This window comes from Blautia aquisgranensis (assembly GCF_040096615.1).
GTDB classification, from domain to species: Bacteria; Bacillota; Clostridia; order Lachnospirales; family Lachnospiraceae; genus Blautia_A; species Blautia_A aquisgranensis.
Genome location: NZ_JBBMEJ010000010.1, coordinates 101,357 through 124,840, shown reverse-complemented (window position 1 = coordinate 124,840; position 23,484 = coordinate 101,357). Strand labels below are relative to the sequence as shown.

Here is a 23,484-nt window from a genome sequence, read left to right as displayed (position 1 = left end):
GTATGATTAATGTAATTACAGAATTATCTAAGTATGTGATCCTCACGTTGATGATCGTCTACACCTTTCACTGCTTTTACATGGTGTGGAGACAGGATGAGGAGGAAAAAAATGAGCTGCTTCATCAGCAGCTGACCATGATCTTTTTTATCGATTTCACAGCATTTCTTGTGATCTGTTTAAAGAGCATGGATTTTAAGGTCATCCTGTTCTATATAGAGATGATGATCTTTTTTGCGGCGATCCAGATCTTATACAGGATCATTTATAAAGAAGCTTCACTTCTGCTTCTGAATAACATGTGCATGCTTCTGAGCGTGGGATTCATCATGCTGTGCCGATTGTCACTTCCATCTGCCAATAAGCAGCTTCTGATCGTGGCAGTGGGAAGCGCAGTGGCGCTGGTAATCCCGGTTATGATAAGGAAGATGAAATTTCTCAAGGATCTTACATGGGTCTATGCGGGAATCGGTATCGTGCTTCTGGCAGCAGTTCTTGTTCTGGCCAGAACAAGTTATGGCGCGAAACTTTCCTTGATGGGAATTCAGCCCTCTGAGGTGATCAAGATCACGTTTGTATTTTTTATGGCATCCATTCTCTGCGGAAGAGTAGATTTCCGTAAGGTTGTACTGGCAACAGTTGTTGCAGCGCTTCATGTGGGTATCCTGGTTCTTTCCAGAGACCTTGGAAGCGCGGTGATCTTTTTTGTCACATATCTTGTGTTGATCTATGTGGCAACCAGGAATCCCGGATATATGTTGCTGGGACTTGGCGGCGGATGTGTTGGAGCAGTGATCGCGTATCATCTTTTCGGGCATGTGCGTCAGAGAGTCAGTGCCTGGAGAGATCCTATGGCCGTTTACCAGAATGAAGGTTATCAGATTGTGCAGTCACTGTTTGCAATCGGAACCGGAGGCTGGTTTGGAATGGGACTTTGCCAGGGCTCACCGGAAAAGATTCCGGTTGTAAAGAATGACTTTATTTTCAGCGCAATCTGTGAGGAACTGGGCGGTATTTTTGCAATTTGCCTGATTCTGGTATGTACCAGCTTTTTCCTGATGATCGTTACCATTGCGCTGAAAATCCGTAACCCGTTTTATAAGCTGATTGCACTGGGGCTTGGAACAGAATATGCTTTTCAGGTATTCCTGACAATTGGCGGTGCAACGAAGTTTATTCCTATGACAGGTGTTACCCTTCCGCTTGTGAGTTATGGAGGAAGCTCTGTCATGTGTACCATCCTGATGCTTGCTATTATTCAGGGACTGTATATTCTGAGGGAAGATGAGGACGAAGATATTGAGACGCAGCGAAAAGAAACGTTTGAAAGAAGAGGAAAGAGAACAGCGTCTGCGAGACCGGGAAGTCGCCAGACACCGTAGACGCAGGAACCGACCGTATACATTTGTATCCGCTTTCTTTATACTGATTTTTGTCAGTCTGATCGGTTATCTTATTTATTTTGATGCAGTAAAAAGTGATGATTTTATCAACAGCCCGTACAATACCAGACAGGACACTTTTTCGGACCGTGTTGTTCGTGGAAGTATTCAGTCTTCTGATGGAGAGATCCTGGCACAGACCAATGTGTCTGAGGACGGTACGGAGCAGAGATCTTATCCGTATGCCAATATTTTTGCTCATGCCGTGGGTTATGATACTAATGGAAAGAGTGGACTGGAGTCGGAAGCGAATTTTCAGCTTCTGACGTCTCATTCCTTTTTCCTGGAGCAGATGAAGAATGAATTTCTTGGCAAAAAAAATCAGGGAGATACGGTAATATCCAGTCTGAGTGCGGATCTTCAGACGACAGCTTATAATTCTCTTGGTGACAGAAGGGGAGCGGTTGTTGTGATAGAGCCTTCCACAGGAAGGATTCTGGCGATGGTAAGTAAGCCGGATTTTGACCCGAATACCATTGCTGAGAACTGGGATTCCCTTATTAATGATGAGAATAACAGTAGTCTTCTGAACCGTGCAACGAATGGTGCTTATCCTCCCGGATCTACATTTAAGATCGTAACGGCGCTGGATTATTTCCGACAGAAAGGATCTCTGGAGGGATATTCTTATCTCTGTCAGGGAAGTATCACGGTGGATGACCATACGATTCAGTGTTATAATGGCACGGTTCATGGTCAGGAGGATTTCTACTCTGCATTTGCACATTCCTGTAACTGTGCATTTGCTGATATGGGACTGAGCCTTGGAGGTGATTCTCTCAGAAGTACAGCAGAGGATCTGCTTTTTAATAAAGCGCTGCCTTTGAATTCCTACAAGACCAGCCGTTTCAGCCTGGATAAGAATTCACCTAACCCGTTGGTAATGCAGACTTCTATTGGACAGGGAAACACACTGGTTTCTCCTATGCACATGGCGTTGATCACCAGTGCGATCGCCAATGATGGTGTACTGATGAAACCGACTATGATTGATAAGATCGTAAATAACTCCGGCGATACAGTCAGCGAAACGGAGAAATCCGAGTATAAACGTCTGATGACCAGCAATGAGGCAAATATTCTCGGAAAGCTGATGAAAAATGTAGTAGAGAATGGTACTGCATCTGCTCTGAATGGCCGTGGATATACAGTAGCCGGAAAAACCGGTTCTGCGGAGTTTGACGAAAATGGCTCGAGCCATTCCTGGTTTGTAGGATATTCCAATGTGGATGATCCGGATATTGCAATTGCAGTGATTGTAGAAAACGGCGGAACAGGAAGTGAGGCAGCAGTACCTGTTGCGGCAGATGTATTTGATGCATATTATTTTGATTAAGTTTGGAAATTTGCGATAGTATATAGCTCTTTACCCTTGCCTATAAGCCCCAAAAGAGGTATACTGTAGTCAGTGCAAAAGACACACGCATTACAGGAGGATTGCAATATGATAGAAGCAACAAGCTGTGGCGGTGTGGTAATTCATCGGGGTAAGATCCTGGCATTGTATAAATCCTACAGGAACCGTTATGAAGGATGGGTGCTTCCCAAAGGAACCGTAGAAAAAGGCGAGACTTTTGAACAGACTGCTTTACGTGAAGTAAGAGAAGAAGCTGGTGTGAGAGCTTCTATTGTGAAGTATATCGGCAAGAGTCAGTATAATTTTACTGTTCCGGAGGATGTGGTAATGAAAGAGGTACACTGGTACCTCATGATAGCTGATAATTATCATAGCAAACCCCAGCGAGAGGAATATTTCGTAGATTCCGGATATTACAAGTTTCACGAGATCTATCATCTTCTTCGTTTTTCCAACGAGAAGCATATCGTGGAACAGGCGTATCAGGAATATCTGGAGATGCGAAGTGAGGGTATCTGGGCGAAACAGCAGAAGTATTTTTAGGAACCGAACAGGGCTGTGTTTAGTACGCAGCCCTGTTTGACATTAACTGGACGGGAGGTGACTGCAGAATGCTGAAATGGATACGGAATTATTATGTTGATGAAACGATAAAAGATCCCGGAAGAACCAGGGCGAGGATCATTGTCGGGAAATATGTTCCGGGGATTTATGTAGTCACATTGTCCGATAATCCCGGAAACATTCTGGAGATTCTTTCCACGGCAGTCCTGACGCAGCGGGGAGCCAGAGCAATCTGCCCTCCGATTGTAGGAATTGCAAAGGGAAAGGACGGGGCTGTCCAGATGGTGCAGGATATCATTGAGCAGGTCTACAGAGAGACAGGCAATTTAAAAATAAGAGAATATCTGGAGAACAGGTGAACAGATGTTGCATATATTATGGCTGATAATAAAATTTATACTGATTCTTCTGGGGATAATTGCAGGCTTGATCTTTCTGGTTCTGCTGCTGCTTTTGTTCTGTCCTGTGAGGTACAGAGCCAGAGCGGAGAAAGAACGGGCAGTGGGAATTAAAGAGATTGAGGCTTTCGGTGAAGTCAGCTGGCTTTTTCACGGGATTGCTGTGAAGGCTTTTTTTCGAAATGGAACTCCGGAGTTTGAATTTTATATTCTGGGGATTTCCTTTTCCAGGATAAAAAAGCTGTTTCACAGAAAGAAGAAAAAGCCACATTCTTTCACAACCGGGGAATCAGAAAAAAAGAGATCCCGATCCGGGAATAAGAAACAAAAAAATAAGAAAGAAGAGAGTCAGAAGCCATCGGTACGGATCATAGATGAGACTGATAAGCCAAAAGGAATATCTCGAGATTCGCAGAAGGATACAGAGCCGGAAAAAAATATAACATTCGATATATCCAAGTCAGAAGATGATAACAGAACAGAAGTTCAGAAACCGTATGTTCAGAAAACAGTGCAGACTGAGAAAATGGATGAAAACATTTCAGATTCTGATCTGGAGAATCAGAAAGAGAACCGGTTTATAAGCTTAATTTTTGAAATAGCGGGAAGAATAAAAAAAGCAGTTTCAGGTTTTGGTACTGTGATCAGGAAGGCTTTGGGAATACCGTCCCGAATATTCGAAAAAATTCAGAATATCCGGTTAACAATCAAAAAATTCTGTGGTAAGATAAATTGGTATAAAGAATTTATTGATCATCCTCGCACCAGGGAGGCAATCTTTTTTGTATGGAAAGATGCAAAGAAGCTTTTGCATCATATTCTGCCAACCAGGCTTACCGGTAAGATCACGTTCGGAAGTGAAGATCCTGCAATAACAGGAACTGTGCTGGCGGTTATGGGTATGACGATTCCTTTCCATAAAAATGCAATAGCAGTTAATCCTCTCTTTGACGGCGAGAATGTACTGGAAGGAGAGGTTATGCTGAAAGGCCGGATTTATGGAGTTATACTTCTGAAGATGGCAGCAGAACTTTATTTTAATAAAAATATCAAATACGTCATCCACCGATGGAGACATAAGGAGGTAAATCATGGAGAAAGAGAATAATTTCAAGGATACCGTGAATTCATTATTTAAAGGAATGGACGGATTTGTGTCAGCCAAAACAGTTGTTGGTGATGCGATCCATGTGGGGGATACCATTATTCTTCCTCTGGTAGATGTATCTTTCGGTGTCGGTGCCGGAGCTTTTGAGGGAGATAAGAAAAATAACGGAGGCGGCGGTCTTGCAGGTAAGATGTCTCCGTGTGCAGTGCTTGTGATCCAGAATGGAACGACCAAGCTTGTAAATGTGAAGAATCAGGATGGTCTTACCAAGGTTCTGGACATGGTTCCGGATTTTGTGAACCGTTTTGCACCGGGAGGAAACAGTGATTCTGATGAGGAGACTGTGGAATGATTTAGCTGCTTTTTTGCATATACTGTAATAAGAATGCAGTGGCAGGCAGAAGAGCATGGGAAGACTGGCAGGATTTATGCTGTTCTTTATCGGTGTGGGAATGGTTCTGGGAATTCTGATCACAGAGAATCTGATCGTGATCGGCATAGCGGTAGCGTGCCTGCTGTGTGGATACCATATGTTTTGCAGATAGGCGGAGAGCTTGCGGGAGAGCAGGTTTTCCGCTTTTTTTACGAAAAATTATTCCACAATGTTTCAGAAAAATAAAAAATGCAAAAAAACAGCCCCCGCACTATACGGGGGCATACGATACTACTTATGCTCTTTCAACTTTTCCGGATCTTAAACAAGAAGTACATACATACATTTTCTTTGCTCCGCCGGCAGTTGTTTTTACTCTGACGGATTTAACGTTGGATTTCCACATTTTGTTGGATCTTCTATGGGAATGACTCACATTGTTTCCGAAATGAGCTCCTTTATCGCAGATTGCACATTTAGCCATGAATAGCACCTCCTTTTATCAACATTCACCATTCTAACAGAAGAATTGATCTTTTGCAAGCAAAAAAAGAAAATTTATGAAAAATTCCTTATATAACATGGTTTTACGACAAAGAGTGGAAGAAACGCTGAAACAAGTTGAACTCTATCATTGCGTAATTAACAAAAAAAGGGTATAATATTTTTATATACAAAATGAAACATTGGAGGTAACCATATGAATGGACGTATAAATTCCGGATTGGGTCAGATCGTAATTGATACGGATGTCATTGCAACCTATGCCGGCAGTGTGGCAGTAGAGTGCTTTGGTATTATAGGAATGGCAGCTATCAGTATGAAGGACGGACTGGTCAAGCTTTTGCGTATTGACAGCCTGAAACATGGAATCAGTGTCAAGATCACCGATGATAATAAGATCCGACTGAATTTCCATGTCATTGTAGCATATGGCGTGAATATCAGCACGATTGCAGACAATCTTGTCAACAATGTGAAATATAAAGTCGAAGCCTTTACAGGAATGGAGATCGAGAAGATCAACATTATGGTTGAGGGCGTACGCGCTATAGATTAGTTTTAGAGGAGGAACTTGTGGTGAATAACAAAACCATAGATGCTAAAATACTTTCCAGGATGTTTCTGGCCGGAGCCAAGAACCTGGAAGCGAAGAAAGAATGGATCAATGAACTGAATGTGTTTCCCGTACCTGACGGGGATACGGGAACGAACATGACGCTTACCATCATGTCTGCCGCTTCTGAGGTAGGAGCTCTTGCTGATCCGGATATGGAGACACTGGCGAAAGCGATTTCTTCCGGTTCCCTTCGTGGTGCCAGAGGTAACTCAGGTGTTATCCTGTCACAGCTTCTGCGTGGATTTACACGGGGAGTTCGTAAACTGTCAGATCTGGATGCACCGGCGATTGCCGCAGCTATGGAACGTGGTGTTGAGACAGCGTATAAAGCTGTAATGAAACCAAAAGAAGGAACCATCCTTACTGTTGCCAGAGCAGCAGCAGACAAGGCTAATGAGCTTGCTGGCGAGGCAGCAGATCTGGAAGAGTTTTTTGATGGTATTTTCAAACATGCTGAGGAGACTCTTGCCAGAACACCGGAGATGCTTCCTGTACTGAAAGAAGCCGGTGTTGTGGATTCCGGTGGTCAGGGACTTCTGGAGGTTTTCCGCGGCGCTATTGACGGTTTTCATGGTAAAGAAGTAGATTATTCCCAGTTTGAAGCATCTGCCGCGCCGAAGATTACAAAGATTTCCCCGCAGGCTGAGGCGGATATTAAATTCGGATATTGCACAGAGTTTATCATTCTCCTGGAGAAACCGCTTCCGCAGGAGGAAGTCAACCGTTTCCGTGAATTCCTGGATTCCATCGGTGATTCCATTGTACTTGTAGCAGACGATGAGATCGTAAAAGTGCATGTACACACCAACCATCCGGGACAGGCTTTTGAGCGCGCACTCACATACGGACAGCTTTCCCGTATGAAGATTGACAATATGCGTGAGGAGCATCAGGAGAAGCTTATCAAGGATGCTGAGAAACTTGCGAAGGAGCAGGCTGAGAATGCGAAAGAGCCACCGAAGGATTATGGATTTATTTCCGTATCTGTAGGAGTCGGACTTTCCGAGATCTTCCGCGAGCTTGGCGTGGATTATCTGATCGAGGGCGGTCAGACCATGAATCCGAGTACTGAAGATATGCTCAATGCTATCGAGAAAGTAAATGCAAAAACAATTTATATTTTCCCGAATAATAAAAATATTATCCTTGCAGCGAACCAGGCCAGAGATCTCACAGAGGATAAGGAGATCATTGTAGTACCGACCAAGACGATCCCGCAGGGAATTTCTGCAATGATCAGCTTTGTTCCGGAGAAGAACGGTGAGGAGAATCTTGCTTCTATGACAGATGCGATCTCCAGAGTTAAGACCGGTCAGGTGACTTATGCAGTACGCGATACCCGCATTGACGATAAAGAGATCCATGAGGGAGATATTATGGGAATCGGTGATGCCGGTATTCTTGCAGTAGGAAAAGAGCGTCTTCAGGTTGCAGAGGCTATGGTAGAGGATATGGTTGATGAGGAGTCTGAGATCATCAGTATCTATTATGGTGAGGATGTAACGGAGGAGGATGCGGAAGCACTTTCCGATGCTCTGACTGAGAAGTATCCGGATTGCGAGGTTGAGCTGAACCAGGGTGGACAGCCGATCTACTATTATCTGATTTCTGTAGAATAAAGAGCACAAAAAAATGAATGATAAAACACCTTTACGTGAATTAAAAGGCGTGGGTGATAAGACAGAGAAGCTTTTCCAGAAGATCGGTATTACGACTACGGAGGAGCTTCTCCGTTATTATCCCCGTACTTATGATGTATACGAAGAGCCTGTGGAGATCGCCTCAGCCCAGGAAGATAAGACAATTTCCATAAGGGCAACTGTAACAAGCAGCATTTATATTAATCAGGTACGGAATCTACAGGTTCTGACGACCACAGTAGCTGATTCCAGTGGACGTCTTCCCGTTGCATGGTTCAATGCACCTTATCTTCGCGGAACACTGAAAAAAGGCAGCGTATTTATTTTCAGGGGAAAGCTCTCCCGGAAAAAAGGCCGTCTGCAGATGGAGCATCCGGAGATCTTTACTCCGGCAGCGTATGAAGAGATTGTTCACAGTATGCAACCGGTATATGGGCTGACCAAAGGCCTTTCCAACAAAGCGATCACAAAGCTGGTTCATCAGGTATTAGATACAAGGCCGCTTCACGGGGAATATCTTCCGGAAGAAATAAGAGAGAGGTATCAACTTGCAGATGACAATTATGCAGTGCGTACGATACATTTTCCCAAAAACATGCAGGAACTGCTTACTGCAAGAAAACGTCTGGTCTTTGACGAGTTTCTGCTATTTGTGCTGGCAGTACAGCTTCTTAAGGAAAAGACAGAAGAGGCGCCGAATACTTTTTCCATGAAGCCGGTGTGGACGACTGAGGAGATCATCGAAGGCCTTCCCTATGAGCTGACAAATGCCCAGAAAAATGTATGGCATGAGATCGAGAGAGACTTAAGCGGGCATAAACTGATGTCCAGACTTGTACAGGGAGATGTTGGAAGCGGAAAAACAGTCATCGCATTTCTGACTATGGTGCTTTCTGCCGAGAATGGATTCCAGAGTGCCCTGATGGTACCGACGGAGGTTCTGGCGAATCAGCATTATGAGGGATTTTTAAAACTGATGGAAGAACAGAATATTACTTCCTGCCATCCGGTTTTGCTGACAGGATCCACTACAGCGAAGCAGAAACGGGAAATTTATGCGAAGATCGCATCCGGCGAGGTAAACGTTATCATCGGAACACATGCCCTTATTCAGGAAAAAGTTGAATATAAAAGTCTCGGACTTGTAATTACGGATGAGCAGCATCGTTTCGGAGTGCGCCAGAGAGAAGCGCTGACGACCAGAGGAAATCCGCCGCATGTTCTTGTTATGAGTGCAACTCCGATTCCAAGGACACTGGCGATTATTTTATACGGAGATCTGGATATTTCCATTATTGATGAGCTTCCTGCCAAAAGACTTCCTATTAAGAATTGTGTGGTGGGAACCTCTTATCGTCCAAAAGCCTATTCTTTTATTGAGAAACAGGTACAGATGGGAAGACAGGCTTATGTGATCTGCCCGATGGTTGAGGAAAGTGAAGGCCTGGATGCAGAAAATGTAACAGATTATGCGAGAAAGCTTAAGGAAGTGCTGCCGGGAGAGATCCGGGTGGATATTCTTCATGGAAAAATGAAGCCAAAAGAAAAGAATAAGATCATGGAAGCATTTGCTTCCGGTGAGATTCAGGTTCTGGTGTCTACAACGGTAGTGGAAGTTGGTGTGAACGTGCCCAATGCAACAGTTATGATGGTGGAAAATGCAGAACGGTTCGGGCTTGCACAGCTGCATCAGCTCAGAGGACGGGTCGGCCGTGGAGAGCATCAGTCATACTGCATTTTTATTCAGGGAAACAATGAGGAAGATACCTCAAAGCGTCTGAAGATCCTTAACGAGTCCAATGACGGATTTTATATTGCAGGAGAGGATCTGAAGCTTCGTGGTCCGGGAGATCTTTTTGGCATCCGCCAGAGCGGACTTATGGAATTTAAGATCGGTGATATTTACAATGATGCGGGGATTCTCAAGAATGCCAGTGAGGCAGCAGGAGAGATCCTGGCACTGGATTTTGATCTCCGTCTGCCGCAGCATGAGGCTCTGAAAGAACGCCTGATGGGATACATGAGCGAAGATCTGGAGAATCTGGGTATATAATTTTTTCTTTACAAAATTTTCAAATCGTAGTATCATTGCATGAGAAAAGATTAACAAAATCCCTTGTAAGGAGGCTATCAAATGGCTAGAACAAAGAAAGCTGCAACCAAGACAACTGTAAAAACGGCTTCAGTAAGCGAGACTCCTGCAAAATCTGTAGTAACCGCATCCGAAGAGAAAGCCGTTAAGGCTGAGACACCGAAGACAGACGATGCAAAAGCTTCTTTAGAGACAAAAGCAGCTGAGAAACCAGTAGAGACCAAGAACGCAGAGGTGAAACCTGTTGAAGAGAAACCGGCAGCTGCCAAGGCAGAAGAACCGGCAAAGAAGACAACAGCTAAGAAAACCACAGCAAGAAAAACGGCTGCTAAAAAAACCACAGCAAAAACAACCACAGCGAAGACAACTGCAACCAGAAGAACTGCTACGAAGAAAGCTGAACCAGCTACAGAGGTATATGTTCAGTACTGGGGCAAAGAAATACATACATCTGAGGTTGCTGACAGAATCAAAAAGATCTGGACAGATGATATGGGCAAAAAAGCTTCTGATCTTAAAGATCTCAAGATCTATATCAAACCAGAAGATAATGGCGCTCATTATGTGATCAATGGAGAGGTTACAGGCTTTATCGGACTGTAATCTAAAAAATTATATCCGTTTCTGACGGCATATGAAATAGCCTGCTATAGTATTAAGCTATAGCAGGCTATTTCTTTTGTGTATTTGACCAATACGCCCATACATGTTATGATTCAATCAACTAATAAACATATAAAACAGATAGGAATAAAAGTATATGAAACAGATATTGTGCTTTGGGGATTCGAATACATGGGGATATGACGGAGAAAGCAAAACAAGACTTCCATGGGGAGTGCGCTGGACAAGCCTTCTTCAGAAAAAACTGAACAGAGATGAATGCAGAGTGATCGAGGAAGGTCTGTGCGGAAGGACAACAGTTTTTGAAGATCCGCTTCGGGATGGCAGAAGAGGCACTGCACTGCTTCCCACTTTGCTGGAAACACATGCACAGGTTGATGTCATAACACTGATGCTGGGAACTAATGACTGCAAAACTGTTTTTGGTGCGTCTGCAGATGTGATCGGAAAAGGAATCATAAGACTTCTGGATCAGATCCAGGAATATGCACCAAAGGCGAAGGTGCTTCTGATGTCTCCAATCTATCTTGGAGAAAAAGTCTGGCAGGAAGGCTACGACCAGAAATTTTCCAGGGAATCTGTAGCTGTTTCCAGAAATCTCCAGGGAGTTTATGAAAAAATAGCGAAGGAACGCCAGATCAGTTTTTTGCCGGCAGCCTCTTATGTGCATTGCTGTGAGGCAGATCAGGAGCATTTAAATGCGGAAGGTCACAGGAAATTTGCGGAAGTAGTATACCGGAAAATTCAGGAACTGCTGTAAAAAAATATTTTTCAGAAATAAAAAAGATGTTGTCCGGCAGCTTTATAAGTACTGTCAGACAGCATCTTTTTTTGCATAAGCTTTGATTAGCTTTGCATGGCAATGGATTTACTTAAAATGGATTAATACTGCTGGCCACCCTGGGAACCGGAACCGCTGGACATCTGGCGCTCCTGCGCTTCAATCATCTTTTTGACCATATAGCCACCTACGGATCCGTTCTGTTTGGAAGTCAGGTTTCCGTTGTATCCGTCTGTAAGCGGAACACCCAGCTCGTTTGCTACCTCATATTTGAAACGGTCAAGTGCGCCCTTTGCTTCCGGTACAACTGCTTTGTTAGAAGAAGTGTTACTTGGCATAATTCATTTCCTCCTTAGTTGTGTTTTGTTTGATGTTACAGTGCTAGTATATGAAAAAACGAAAATAATACACTGGCAGTTAAAGGAAATCAGGATAACAAAAAATCGAATGTATGGTTGCTTTTTTGAAGACAAACGTTATAATGATTTTTACAGCATATAGAATATCGGACATAAAGCGCAAAGGGGGATCCTGTGAAAAAGAAACGTTATCCGACTTACAGACGAAAGACAAAAAAGAAAAAACAACTTATGAAGAAAGTTCTGACAGCCATAGTCCTCTGCGTTGTGCTTGCATTAAGTAATGGCTGGATTCCACCGCGCAGCATTAAGGAAGCGAAAGAACAGGGACAGATTTTTGGCGAGGTACTTTTTTCATATATAGAAGAGAATGCATCGATTCTCTGGGAAGATACGGTCGAAGCTGTTTCGAATGCGATTTCTGATACCTGGAAGAATTCCGAAGATACGATTTCACTGGCACAGATACCGAAATACAGCGGAAATCCGTATGTGGAGCTTGACGGAAATGTTCCGGAGTTTTCGGATGAAAAGAAGAATGGTCCGGCCTATGAATTTTATAGTGAGCTGGATTCCTTAGAACGTTGCGGCTATGCAGAAGCGAAGATCACGACGGAACTGATGCCAACACAAGAGCGTGGAGCAATCGGAATGGTAAAGCCTACGGGATGGCATACGGTGAAATATGACAATGTAGATGGCAGATATCTTTATAATCGTTGTCATCTGATCGGTTATCAGCTTACCGGGGAAAATGCAAACAGAAAAAATTTAATTACAGGAACCAGGTACCTTAATGTAACAGGTATGCTGCCCTTCGAAAATGAAGTGGCTGATTATGTGCGAAACACGGGGAATCCATGCATGTACCGTGTGACACCGGTTTTTGAAGGAGATGACCTGGTTGCAAAAGGTGTGGAGATGGAAGCAGAATCTGTGAAAGATTCCGAAATTTCTTTTCATGTTTTTGTATACAACGTACAACCTGGAATCGGGATCGATTACAGCACAGGAAACAGCTGGAAAGAATGATTGGCTATCGGAGTACTATGAAAATATTAATTTTTCATGAATTTACATGAATTAAATTGCACTTTTTTGGGCGATATGCTAAAATTAGATACAGAGTTACTGGGTTTTAATGATTTACAAGGATAGAAAGGGAAATACCCGAGGGCAGAATGGAGAGGTGAACTATGAATTTAGGAATTATTGCACATAACAGTAAGAAAGTTCTGATTGAAGATTTCTGTATTGCATATAAGAATATCCTTGCCAAACATGAAGTATATGCAACAGGAACAACAGGAAGAAGGATTGAGGAAGCGACCAGCCTCCATGTCCATAAATTTCTTGCCGGAAGTATTGGCGGAGACAAGCAGTTTATGGAGATGGTAGAGCGGCAGGATCTGGATATGGTGATCCTGTTTTATAATCCGGTTATGATTGACCCGGCAGAACCGGACATCATGAGTATTGTTAAACGCTGCGACCAGTATAATATTCCGGTCGCTACGAATATAGCAACTGCGGAGCTCCTGATACTTGGACTGGCCCGCGGTGATCTGGATTGGAGACTGAATCTGAAATGAGAGTAATAGCAGGAAAAGCACGTAGATTAAACTTAAAAACTATTCCCGGAAATGATACAAGACCTACAACAGACCGTATTAAGGAAACTCTTTTTAACATTCTCCAGCCTGAAATACCGGGCTGCAGGTTCCTGGATCTGTTTTCCGGAAGCGGTGCCATTGGAATTGAGGCACTGAGCCGCGGAGCCGAATATGCAGTGTTTGTGGAGAAGAATCCCAAAGCCTGTGCATGTATCCGCGAAAATCTTTCATTTACAAAACTTGCAGAAGGTGGTAAACTGCTGAACATGGATGTGCTGCAGGCTTTACGTTCTCTGGAAGGCGGAGAAACTTTTGATTGTATTTTTATGGATGCGCCGTATGAACAGAATCTGGAACAACCGGTTCTTGAATATCTGTTAGACAGTTCGCTGGCGGATGAGAATACGTTGATCATAATCGAGGAAGAGCTTCACACAGATTTTTCCTATGTTGAAGAAATGGGTTATCATCTGGTTCGCTCCAAGGAATATAAGACCAATAAGCATGTTTTCTTAAAAAAATGAAAGAGAGACAGACATATGATAACAGCAGTATACCCGGGAAGCTTTGACCCGGCAACTTATGGACATCTTGACGTTATCAGACGGGCAAGCGTTTCTTTTGACCGGGTTGTCGTAGGAGTTTTGAATAATTCTGCAAAAAGTCCGTTGTTTTCTGTGGAAGAACGTGTTAAGATACTAGCAAAGGCGACAAAAGATATCCCGAATGTGGAGGTGAAAGCATTCGAAGGTCTGTCAGTGAACTTTGCCAGGGAGAATCATGCCCAGGTGATTGTTCGCGGACTTCGTGCTGTCACGGATTTTGAATACGAGCTTCAGATGGCGCAGACTAACCGTGTTCTTGCGCCGGATGTGGATACTGTTTTTCTCACGACAAGCCTGGAATATGCATACTTGAGCTCCACGATCATGAAAGAGGTTGCTAATTTCGGAGGCGATTTGAGCAAATTTGCTCCGCGTGAGATTATAGAAGCAGTTGAAGAAAAATTGAAAAAAAGAGAAACAGAGAAATAAGGAGAGTGTATTATGAGCAGCAGAATTGAACAGATTATTCAGGAGATTGAAGAGTATGTAGACAGCTGTAAATTCCAGCCTCTTTCTACTACCAAGATTGTAGTGAACAAGGAAGAGATCGAGGAGCTTTTACGTGAACTTCGTCTGAAAACTCCGGATGAGATTAAACGTTATCAGAAGATCATTAGCAATAAGGATGCGATCCTTGAGGATGCACAGTCCAAGGCTGACAGTCTGATCGCAGATGCACAGACCAAGGCTCAGGAGCTGGTTACACAGCATGAGATCATGCAGAAGGCCTATGCACAGGCGAATGAGACGATCAATGCTGCCAACAAGCAGGCTCAGGAGATTCTTGATTCTGCAACACAGGATGCAAACAGCATTCGTCTCAGCGCGATCACATATACAGATGATATGATGGCTAATATCGGTTCTGTCCTGAATCAGACACTGGAAGATGCGGGCGGTAAATATAAGGCATTTATCGATGCTCTGCAGAGTTGTCTTGAGGTTGTAAATCATAACCGTCAGGAGCTGGCTCCTCAGACTGCACAGGCAGCGGCAATTTCCAATACATTCCAGGATGATGACAGCTCCTCTGTAACAAAAGAAGATGAGGATCTGTTAGAGGATATCGGAGAGAACTAAGATCAGAAGTACCACCGCAGCGTTCAGACATTTGGAAATAATGTAGGGAAGCAGGGATAAGCTGTTTTGCAGAACACTTTTGGTCTGAGCCATGATGCAGAGACCGCCGAAGGCTGTCAGCATCATAGAGGAACAGTACTGTATTTTCCACGGGAGCTCTGTAAGAGCGATTCTGTGCAGACCTGTTGTTAATTCAATGGGGGCTGTTAACAGGATTCCGGTCAGAGGCTTGAATGGCCAGTAATAACTGATGCCTGCGAAGATCAGTGAGAACATCAGAATATAGCCCCCGAGACGTGTGATGGTTTCGAAACCGTTCATGATCGAGACATCCAGGATGGCTCCTGCGGAGTCCTGCTGGGATGTCTCTTTTTTTCTCTTTTTGGGTTTGACAGGATTAACTGTATGCCCGCGATATACAAAAAAGCGAAAGAAAAGCATACAGAACACATCGGCAGCAAGAAGAAGGCCTATGATTTTGTCAGGGGGAATACGCTCATCAAGACAATCTCGGGATAAATAAGAGAGAATGAATGCAGGGCTTGCATTACAGGAGAAGGTGAGAAGATATTCTCCCTCTCTTCGGGAAATCTGCTGCTCTATGTAAAGGTCATGTGCAAGTTTGGCGCCCATAGGATAACCGCATAGAAGCCCCAGGATCAGCACATAGAGTCCGGCCGGGGACAGTCCCAGGAGAATTTTTCCAGCGGGAGACAGTGGACGCAGCAGTTTTTGTATGTTGCCGGTTTTTAATAGGATCCCTGTAAGGATCAGAAAAGGCAGAAGTGTCGGGATCATAACGTTTAGCCAGAGACTTAGTCCGTCTTTTGCGGCAGCCAGTGCGTCCTGGGGATGAAGAAGCAGAAAAATCATAAGGCAGAGGCAGAAGAATAAAATTATTTTTTGTTTCATGAAAGCCTGACCTTGCTTTTTTTACAGTATATGATTATTATAGGAATAAATGAATTTAAGAAGTAGAAGGAGGCAGATATTTATGCCAGTATTAGAGAATTGTGAGCCAAAGAGAGTTTTTCATTATTTTGAAGAGATCTGCAAAATCCCGCATGGCTCAGGAAATACGAAACAGATCAGTGATTATCTTGTGAAATTTGCAGAGGATCACGGACTTAAATATGTGCAGGATGAGATGAACAATGTGATCATCTATAAGGCAGGAACGCCTGGATACGAGAATTCACCGACAGTTATCGTCCAGGGCCATATGGATATGGTATGTGAGAAGCGCCCGGATGTATATCATGATTTTACAAAGGACGGACTGAATCTTTCTGTGAAAGACGGTTATGTAACTGCTAACGGAACCACTCTTGGAGGTGACGACGGTATTGCTGTTGCATATGGTCTTGCGCTCCTTGACAGCACAGATATCCCTCATCCACCGCTTGAAGTACTTTTTACAGTTGATGAGGAGATCGGACTTCTTGGCGCGGTAGGACTTGACTGCAGTGCTCTGAAGGGAAGAAGATTCATCAATCTTGATTCAGAGGCTGAGGGAAGCCTGTGGATCAGCTGTGCAGGCGGTCTTTCCGGAATCAGCCATATTCCGGTTCAGCGCGTGGAAGGAGAAGGCGATAAGGTTCAGGTTCGAATCTGCGGACTTATGGGCGGACATTCCGGAGCTGAGATCAATAAGAACAGAGCCAACGCCAATAAGCTTATGGGACGTTTCCTGTATGGCCTTAAGAAAAAAGCAGATTATGCTATTATCTCCCTTGCAGGCGGACAGAAGGATAATGCCATTACAAGAGACTGTACCGTAGAATTTCTCACAGATGCAGCAGAAGAAGTAAAGGCTTACGCGAAAGAGCTTCAGGAGCAGCTCCGTGAAGAGTATGCAGGCTCTGACGAAAACATCACGATTGAAGTGGCAGAAGAAGGAACAGCTTGTGCTCAGATACTTCATCCTACAAGTCAGGAGAAAATCGTATTCTATCTTCAGAACATACTGTTTGGTATTCAGAAGATGAGTGGAACCATCGCTGGTCTTGTGGAAAGCTCCAGCAATATCGGAATTCTCCACCTGGATGAGGATGAGCTTTTTGCAAGCTCCAGCGTAAGAAGCTCTGTAGACGCAGCATGCAAAGCCCTGTCTGACAAGCTTGAATATCTGACCGAATTCCTTGGCGGCGAGTATGAGATCCAGGGAGCATATCCGGCATGGGAATATCGCAAGGAGTCTCCGCTGCGAGATAAGATGGTTGTGATCTTTGAAGAAATGTATGGACATAAGCCGGAGGTTGTTGCAATTCATGCAGGACTTGAGTGCGGTCTCTTCTATAAGAAGATGGAAGGACTTGACTGTGTATCTCTGGGACCGGATATGAAAGATATTCATACTTCTGAGGAAGTGTTAAGTATCGCTTCCACAGAGAGAGTATGGAATTATCTTGTAAAAGTTCTTGAAAATCTGAAAGACTGATATTTTTGATTAAGGGTTATAATGCTCCGAAGTGGATGAAAAAGCATCTGCTTCGGAGCGTTTTGCTTTATGAAAAATAAATGATATAAAAATATTCATAAAATACGGCCCCCTGCATATATATAGATTTGTGGATGCATCACACAATAAGAAAATTTTTCTATGATTTTTTAATAAAAAAATTATAAAGAATCCCTATTTTTTCGAAACATATGTTATAATAAAAAATGTATGCCGCTGTCAACAGGGACAAAATACGGCTGACAGCAGATTATAAGGAGCGAGCAACATGGAAATACAGTTATGGAGAAGTATCCTATGCCCTTACGAGCTGGCTGTCAAGGAACTGACAGTCAAATTTGAACATATGATAGAAGAGTATCGTGAAAATGATCGCTATTCGCCCATTGAGCAGGTCAGTGGAAGAGTAAAAAGTGTCTCCAGTATTCTGGAGAAGATGCAGCGCAAGCATATTCCGATCGAACAGATGGAGACCGAAGTGGAGGATCTGGCAGGTGTAAGGATCATCTGCCAGTTTGAGGAAGATATTGATACTGTAGCAGCGATTATCCGTCGAAGAACAGATATGGAGGTCAAGAGTGAGAAAAATTATCTGACACATATCAAGCAGAGCGGATATCGAAGCTATCACATGATACTTTATTATACCGTAGAGACGATCGATGGACCCAAGAAGCTGCAGGTAGAGATTCAAATCCGTACCATGGCAATGAATTTCTGGGCAACGATTGAGCATTCTCTGCAGTACAAATATAAAGGCGACATGCCGCCTCATGTGGCAGAACGTCTCAGCAAGGCTTCGGATGCGATCATCTCTCTGGATCATGAGATGTCTTCTGTCCGGAATGAGATCATGGATGCACAGAACTCATCACAGATGCAGTCTAATCTGGTGAAAGATATCCTGAATAATATTGAGAATCTTTATCGCGTTTCCAGCGAGCGGGAGGTCAGCAAGATCCAGGATGAGTTTCTGCGGGTATTCAAGACCAAGGATCTCCGGCAGCTGGAGAGATTCCACAGACAGCTGGATATCATTGCCGAAGGTTATCGCGCGCAGGCTGTACATCACAGTATGTGAGCATTTCACAGCGGTATTAACCATTCAGAAATCTGAAAATATACATACATATGAGGAATTATAAATGCAGGATTTTTTACCGGTTACAAGGGAAGATATGGAGTCAAGAGGCTGGGAAGAGGTTGATTTTGTCTATGTGACAGGCGATGCCTATGTAGATCATCCCTCTTTTGGATCTGCCATCATCGGACGGCTTCTGGAAAGCAGAGGCTATCGTGTTGGCATGATCCCTCAGCCGGACTGGCGAAAAAAAGAGAGTATCCAGGTGTTCGGGGAACCACGCCTGGGTTTTCTTGTTACAGCCGGAAACATGGATTCCATGGTGAATCACTATACAGTTTCCAGGAAACATCGAAGCACAGATGCCTATTCTCCGGGCGGGAAGATGGGACTAAGACCAGATCGGGCCTGTGTAGTTTACAGTAATCTGATTCGTCAGATTTATAAGCATACACCGATCATTCTCGGCGGAATTGAGGCGAGTCTTCGCCGACTGGCTCATTATGATTACTGGGAAAATAAGGTTAAGCACAGCATACTGATTGATTCCGGCGCAGATCTGATCTCGTATGGAATGGGTGAACACTCTATCCTCGAGATCGCAGAAGCATTGCAGAGCGGAATTCCGGTTCAGGAGATCACATATGTGGCAGGAACCGTTTTTAAAAGTCATGATATTGGCAGAGTTTATGAACCTTTGATCCTTCCGGATTTTGATCAGGTGCAGACAGATAAAAAGGCTTATGCGGACAGCTTTGCAACGCAGTATCGGAATACAGATCCTTTTACAGCGAAGCCTCTGGCGGAATCCTATGGGAACCGTGGATATGTGATACAGAATCCGCCAGCTCTACCGCTGTCGGAGACAGAAATGGATGATGTGTATGATCTTCCCTATACAGGACAGTATCATCCAATGTATCAGAAAGATGGCGGAATTCCGGCACTGAAGGAGATCAAATTCAGCCTGACCAGCAACAGAGGCTGCTTCGGAAGCTGCAATTTCTGTGCGCTGACCTTTCATCAGGGACGGATCCTTCAGACCAGAAGTCATGAATCCATTCTGAAAGAAGCTGCGCGGATGACGGAAGATCCGGATTTTAAAGGATATATCCACGATGTAGGAGGACCTACCGCTGATTTTCGTCATCCTTCCTGTAAAAAGCAGCTTACAAAGGGCGTATGTAAGGACAGGCAGTGCCTGTTTCCATCTCCCTGTAAGAATCTTAACGTTGATCATAAAGATTATCTTCAGCTTCTCCGGAAAGTCCGAAATCTTCCGAAAGTCAAGAAAGTTTTTGTACGCTCCGGAATCCGTTTTGATTATCTCATGGCAGACCCGGATAAGACTTTTCTCAATGAACTTGTGAAATATCATGTAAGCGGACAGCTGAGAGTGGCCCCGGAGCATGTTTCCGATGAAGTTCTCAAATACATGGGAAAACCGAAGCATGCCGTATATGAGGGATTTCTTAAAGAATACGAAAAAGCTAACGCCAGAACAGGGAAGCAACAGTATGCAGTTCCATATTTTATGTCGTCTCATCCGGGCTGTACGATGAAGGAGGCTGTGAAGCTTGCGGAATATGTGCGGGATCTTGGATTTACGCCGGAACAGGTACAGGATTTTTATCCGACGCCATCAACACTGTCTACCTGTATGTACTATACGGGAATTCATCCCCTTACAGGCGAAAAGGTCTATGTACCGAAGAACCCACATGAAAAAGCGATACAGCGTGCTCTGATGCAATATAAAAATCCGGAGAACCGTGAGCTGGTGCTGGAAGGACTTAAGATGACCGGGCGGATGGATCTGGTAGGATTCGGACCGAAATGCCTGATTCGCCCAAGAGAGCTTCGGGGCAAAAATGAGGACGGCAGAACTTCAGGAAAACGTTCCGGTAACGCAAATAGCAGAAAGGCATCGGGAAAAAATACCGGTCATTTTTCAAAACAGGCACCAAAAACACAGGTAAGGAGTTCCACACATGAAAAATACAAAAAAAACAAAAATAAAAAAAGGTGATTTCGGCTATTTCAGCAGTGAAAAAAAGAGACGCCTTCTGATCACTGCAGGCCTTTTTTCCCTGCCTCTTATCATCTTTTTTACAGCATGGGCGGTTAATGGTACGCGAATGACCGTATGGACAGTGCTGACAGTAGTGGGCTGTCTTCCGGGCTGTAAGTCCATGGTAAGCCTGATCATGATCCTGATGCGCCATCCCATGGATGAGAAACTTTACCGGGAGATCCGGGAGCATGCCAAAGATCTGGTGATGTCCTATGAGATGTATATGACCTTTTATGAAAAGAGCGGTTATCTGGATGCGGTTGCCGTATGCGGAAATACGGTGGTAGGCTATACCAGTGATCCGAAGGCTGATATCGCATATCTGGCAGAACAGTCTCAGAAGATCGTACGCAAAAACGGCTATAAGGTTGATGTGAAGATCCTGAAAGACCTGAAACCATATCTGGAACGTCTGGATTCTATGAATGAGCATAAGGAATCTTTAAGAAGCGGAATTAAATTTACACCGGATGACCGCTATCCGGAGCTTTCCAGGGAAGAGCTGATCAAGCATACGATCCTGGCAATCTGTCTGTAGGAGCATTATATAATGAAAGAATTTATCATTAACGATAACGAGGCCGGACAGCGTTTTGACAAATATCTGGCGAAGCTTCTCAGAGAAGCACCGAAGAGCTTTTTTTATAAAATGATGCGTAAGAAAAATATCACTTTGAATGGAAAGAAAGCAACCGGAAATGAGAAGCTGATCTCAGGAGATCATGTGAAATTATTTTTGAGTGATGAAACCTTTGAGAAATTCAGCGGAAGTATTCCGGCACCGAGAGCGAAGCATTCGTTGGATATCATCTATGAGGATGAGAATATCCTGCTGATCAATAAACCTGCTGGAATGCTTTCCCAGCCTGCAGATGACGGAACTCCGTCGCTGGTGGAATATCTGACGGGATATCTTCTGGACAGTGGAAGCCTTACGGAAGATGATCTCAGAACATTCCGGCCATCTGTGTGCAATCGTCTGGACCGGAACACCAGTGGCCTTATTGCCGCAGGAAAAAGTCTTGCAGGGCTTCAGGAGCTTTCGGATATGTTTAAATCAAGAAACCTGCATAAGTATTATCTGTGCCTTGTGGAAGGGGTTCTGAAGCAGGAAAAACATATCCGGGGACATCTGACGAAAGATAAAAAAAGCAATAAAGTAACGATACATAAAGAAGAAAGAGAAGGCGCGCTGCCCATAGAGACGAGATATTTTCCATTGGGAGATAATGGAAAAAGGACGCTTCTGAAGGTGGAGCTGATTACCGGCCGTGCACATCAGATCCGTGCACATCTCGCTTCAGAAGGTCATCCGATCATCGGAGATCCCAAATATGGAAAAACAGCCGGAAGAGTGAAAAGCCAGCTACTTCATTCTTTCCGTATGGAATTTCCGGCCGTGAAGGGTACACTTTCATATCTTACGGGAAAAGCTTTTACAGCACCGGTACCGGAGATCTTTCTTGAAGTATTAAAAAAGGAACAGTTGGAGGAAAGCTATTATGAAAATCTGGAATGAAATATGGGATTATGTGAAGATGATCATCATTGTGGTGGTCGTAGTCCTGGTTATTAACAATGTGGTGCTGATCAATGCGAAGATTCCGTCTGAATCTATGGAGAATACGATCATGACAGGCGACCGTATCTTTGGTTTCCGGCTGGCCTATGGTTTTAATATGGATCTGTTCGGAAATGAGATTTCCAAGAAATGGAAAGATCCGGAGCGTTTTGACATTGTGATCTTCAAGTATCCGGATGATGAATCCCAGCTTTTCATCAAACGAATCATTGGTCTCCCGGGAGACAAGGTGGAGATCAAAAACGGTAAAGTTTATATTAATGATTCGGAGACTCCGCTGGATGATTCTTTTGTGGCGGAAACGCCGTTTGGAAGCTTTGGCCCATATGAGGTTCCGGAGGACTGCTATTTTATGATGGGTGATAACCGGAACAATTCCAAGGATTCCAGGTACTGGGAAAATACCTTTGTGCGGTTTGACCAGATCGTTGGAAAAGCAGAGATACGATATTTCCCATCGATCAAATTACTGAATTAGAAGGCGGGCTAAGTTATGGCAACATGGAACAGCAGAGGACTAAGAGGTTCCACACTTGAGGAGCTGATCAACCGTACCAATGACCAGTACCGTGAAAAAGGCCTGGCCCTGATCCAGAAGATTCCAACCCCCATCACGCCGGTGAAAATGGACAAGAACAGCCGTCACATTACACTGGCCTATTTTGAACAGAAAAGTACAGTAGACTACATCGGAGCAGTACAGGGCATTCCTGTCTGCTTCGATGCAAAGGAATGCTGTGTAAAGACCTTTCCCCTTGCGAACATTCATCCTCACCAGGTAGCTTTTATGGAAGAGTTTGAAAAGCAGAAGGGGATTGCTTTTTTTCTGATCTATTTCAGCGCAGACAATGTTTTTTACTATCTTACCCTTCGTAAACTGAAGGAATTCTGGAACCGGATGGAAGCAGGCGGAAGAAAAAGTTTTCGCAGGGAAGAGCTGGATGATGAATTTTATCTCCCCGGGAGAAGTGGGTTTCTGGTACCTTATCTGGAGGGAGTCCAGAAAGATCTGCAATTACGGGATTGACTTTTGGAAAAGTTTCCTATATAATCTAATTTAAGTTTTTCCTGTGGTAGCATGGTAGCGAACTAAAGTAAACCACATGGAATTTCAAAATGTTTTACGGAGG

The 23,484-nt window shown here is 43.9% G+C and carries 26 protein-coding genes and 1 pseudogene; 24 read left to right on the top strand and 3 right to left on the bottom strand.

The features are described from left to right. Positions 1-2 precede the first annotated feature (2 nt). The 7 genes from WMO28_RS09885 (at position 3) to WMO28_RS09855 (ending at position 5,414) form a co-directional block, all read left to right on the top strand. Entirely contained in the window at positions 3-1,382 is a 1,380-nt protein-coding gene (locus tag WMO28_RS09885) for an FtsW/RodA/SpoVE family cell cycle protein (RefSeq protein WP_349056861.1), read from the top strand. Next, positions 1,285-2,778 (top strand): peptidoglycan D,D-transpeptidase FtsI family protein, encoded by a 1,494-nt coding sequence (locus WMO28_RS09880; protein WP_349056859.1) that lies wholly within the window; start codon positions 1,285-1,287, stop codon positions 2,776-2,778. The genes WMO28_RS09885 and WMO28_RS09880 overlap by 98 nt, the downstream gene beginning before the upstream one ends. Before the next feature lie 108 nt (positions 2,779-2,886). Continuing rightward, positions 2,887-3,342, top strand: coding sequence for an NUDIX hydrolase (locus WMO28_RS09875; RefSeq protein ID WP_349056858.1), 456 nt, complete (start codon positions 2,887-2,889; stop codon positions 3,340-3,342). A gap of 68 nt (positions 3,343-3,410) precedes the next feature. After that, complete coding sequence (locus WMO28_RS09870) at positions 3,411-3,722, top strand: hypothetical protein (protein WP_349056857.1); 312 nt, start codon at positions 3,411-3,413, stop codon at positions 3,720-3,722. Positions 3,723-3,789: 67 nt separating this feature from the next. After that, entirely contained in the window at positions 3,790-4,869 is a 1,080-nt protein-coding gene (locus tag WMO28_RS09865) for a DUF2953 domain-containing protein (RefSeq protein WP_349056855.1), read from the top strand. Further along, the gene (locus WMO28_RS09860) at positions 4,853-5,221 is read left to right on the top strand and encodes a GerW family sporulation protein (protein ID WP_349056853.1); all 369 of its coding nucleotides are present in this window, start codon (positions 4,853-4,855) and stop codon (positions 5,219-5,221) included. The genes WMO28_RS09865 and WMO28_RS09860 overlap by 17 nt, the downstream gene beginning before the upstream one ends. 55 nt (positions 5,222-5,276) lie before the next feature. Continuing rightward, a complete protein-coding gene (locus WMO28_RS09855) occupies positions 5,277-5,414 on the top strand; it encodes a hypothetical protein (protein ID WP_349056852.1) in 138 nt (45 codons plus the stop codon). Between the two features lie 123 nt (positions 5,415-5,537). On the opposite strand, the gene rpmB is transcribed toward WMO28_RS09855, so the two are convergent. Then, positions 5,538-5,726, bottom strand: a complete 189-nt coding sequence (gene rpmB / locus WMO28_RS09850; protein ID WP_015524898.1) for a 50S ribosomal protein L28 — start codon at positions 5,724-5,726, stop codon at positions 5,538-5,540. Between the two features lie 216 nt (positions 5,727-5,942). On the opposite strand from rpmB, the gene WMO28_RS09845 reads away from it, so the two are divergent. The 5 genes from WMO28_RS09845 to WMO28_RS09825 all read left to right on the top strand — a co-directional run bounded on the left by WMO28_RS09845 (position 5,943) and on the right by WMO28_RS09825 (position 11,478). After that, entirely contained in the window at positions 5,943-6,302 is a 360-nt protein-coding gene (locus tag WMO28_RS09845) for an Asp23/Gls24 family envelope stress response protein (RefSeq protein WP_349056851.1), read from the top strand. A gap of 20 nt (positions 6,303-6,322) precedes the next feature. Further along, the gene (locus WMO28_RS09840; RefSeq protein WP_349056880.1) at positions 6,323-7,981 is read left to right on the top strand and encodes a DAK2 domain-containing protein; all 1,659 of its coding nucleotides are present in this window, start codon (positions 6,323-6,325) and stop codon (positions 7,979-7,981) included. 13 nt (positions 7,982-7,994) lie between these two features. Beyond that, on the top strand, positions 7,995-10,055 hold the full coding sequence (recG, locus tag WMO28_RS09835) for an ATP-dependent DNA helicase RecG (RefSeq protein ID WP_349056850.1): 2,061 nt from the start codon (positions 7,995-7,997) through the stop codon (positions 10,053-10,055). A gap of 81 nt (positions 10,056-10,136) precedes the next feature. After that, positions 10,137-10,697, top strand: a complete 561-nt coding sequence (locus WMO28_RS09830; RefSeq protein WP_349056849.1) for a DUF6465 family protein — start codon at positions 10,137-10,139, stop codon at positions 10,695-10,697. 157 nt (positions 10,698-10,854) lie between these two features. Further along, complete coding sequence (locus WMO28_RS09825) at positions 10,855-11,478, top strand: GDSL-type esterase/lipase family protein (RefSeq protein ID WP_349056848.1); 624 nt, start codon at positions 10,855-10,857, stop codon at positions 11,476-11,478. Positions 11,479-11,600: 122 nt separating this feature from the next. Here the strand turns inward: WMO28_RS09825 and WMO28_RS09820 are convergent, their stop codons facing one another. Then, complete coding sequence (locus WMO28_RS09820) at positions 11,601-11,837, bottom strand: alpha/beta-type small acid-soluble spore protein (protein WP_349056847.1); 237 nt, start codon at positions 11,835-11,837, stop codon at positions 11,601-11,603. A gap of 399 nt (positions 11,838-12,236) precedes the next feature. Here WMO28_RS09820 and WMO28_RS09815 point away from each other — a divergent pair. From WMO28_RS09815 to WMO28_RS09795, 5 genes and pseudogenes are all read left to right on the top strand, one after another. Next, positions 12,237-12,878, top strand: a pseudogene (locus WMO28_RS09815) (DNA/RNA non-specific endonuclease); the annotation flags it as partial. A gap of 176 nt (positions 12,879-13,054) precedes the next feature. Then, on the top strand, positions 13,055-13,450 hold the full coding sequence (locus WMO28_RS09810; RefSeq protein WP_349056846.1) for a methylglyoxal synthase: 396 nt from the start codon (positions 13,055-13,057) through the stop codon (positions 13,448-13,450). After that, positions 13,447-13,995, top strand: a complete 549-nt coding sequence (rsmD, locus tag WMO28_RS09805; RefSeq protein WP_349056845.1) for a 16S rRNA (guanine(966)-N(2))-methyltransferase RsmD — start codon at positions 13,447-13,449, stop codon at positions 13,993-13,995. Before WMO28_RS09810 ends, rsmD begins: the two co-directional genes overlap by 4 nt. 15 nt (positions 13,996-14,010) lie before the next feature. Then, a complete protein-coding gene (coaD, locus tag WMO28_RS09800) occupies positions 14,011-14,505 on the top strand; it encodes a pantetheine-phosphate adenylyltransferase (RefSeq protein ID WP_349056844.1) in 495 nt (164 codons plus the stop codon). Between the two features lie 12 nt (positions 14,506-14,517). Then, positions 14,518-15,156 carry an ATPase gene (locus tag WMO28_RS09795; RefSeq protein WP_349056843.1) on the top strand — a complete coding sequence of 213 codons (639 nt, stop codon included), beginning with the start codon at positions 14,518-14,520 and terminating at the stop codon, positions 15,154-15,156. Here WMO28_RS09795 and WMO28_RS09790 read toward each other — a convergent pair. Next, the gene (locus tag WMO28_RS09790) at positions 15,133-16,068 is read right to left on the bottom strand and encodes a hypothetical protein (protein ID WP_349056842.1); all 936 of its coding nucleotides are present in this window, start codon (positions 16,066-16,068) and stop codon (positions 15,133-15,135) included. The two genes, WMO28_RS09795 and WMO28_RS09790, sit on opposite strands and share 24 nt — an antisense overlap. An 82-nt stretch (positions 16,069-16,150) precedes the next feature. Between WMO28_RS09790 and WMO28_RS09785 the strand changes: the two genes are divergently transcribed. The 7 genes from WMO28_RS09785 to WMO28_RS09755 all read left to right on the top strand — a co-directional run bounded on the left by WMO28_RS09785 (position 16,151) and on the right by WMO28_RS09755 (position 23,381). Next, complete coding sequence (locus WMO28_RS09785; RefSeq protein ID WP_349056841.1) at positions 16,151-17,596, top strand: aminoacyl-histidine dipeptidase; 1,446 nt, start codon at positions 16,151-16,153, stop codon at positions 17,594-17,596. Between the two features lie 289 nt (positions 17,597-17,885). Further along, positions 17,886-18,698 carry a GTP pyrophosphokinase family protein gene (locus WMO28_RS09780; RefSeq protein ID WP_178645509.1) on the top strand — a complete coding sequence of 271 codons (813 nt, stop codon included), beginning with the start codon at positions 17,886-17,888 and terminating at the stop codon, positions 18,696-18,698. A 64-nt stretch (positions 18,699-18,762) separates the two neighbouring features. Continuing rightward, the gene (locus WMO28_RS09775) at positions 18,763-20,727 is read left to right on the top strand and encodes a YgiQ family radical SAM protein (RefSeq protein ID WP_349056840.1); all 1,965 of its coding nucleotides are present in this window, start codon (positions 18,763-18,765) and stop codon (positions 20,725-20,727) included. After that, entirely contained in the window at positions 20,690-21,310 is a 621-nt protein-coding gene (locus WMO28_RS09770; protein ID WP_349056838.1) for a hypothetical protein, read from the top strand. The genes WMO28_RS09775 and WMO28_RS09770 overlap by 38 nt, the downstream gene beginning before the upstream one ends. A 12-nt stretch (positions 21,311-21,322) precedes the next feature. Beyond that, entirely contained in the window at positions 21,323-22,291 is a 969-nt protein-coding gene (locus WMO28_RS09765) for an RluA family pseudouridine synthase (RefSeq protein WP_349056837.1), read from the top strand. Then, positions 22,275-22,832, top strand: coding sequence for a signal peptidase I (gene lepB, locus WMO28_RS09760; protein ID WP_349056836.1), 558 nt, complete (start codon positions 22,275-22,277; stop codon positions 22,830-22,832). The genes WMO28_RS09765 and lepB overlap by 17 nt, the downstream gene beginning before the upstream one ends. 15 nt (positions 22,833-22,847) lie before the next feature. Beyond that, the gene (locus WMO28_RS09755; protein WP_349056835.1) at positions 22,848-23,381 is read left to right on the top strand and encodes a Holliday junction resolvase RecU; all 534 of its coding nucleotides are present in this window, start codon (positions 22,848-22,850) and stop codon (positions 23,379-23,381) included. The last annotated feature ends 103 nt before the right edge of the window (positions 23,382-23,484 follow it).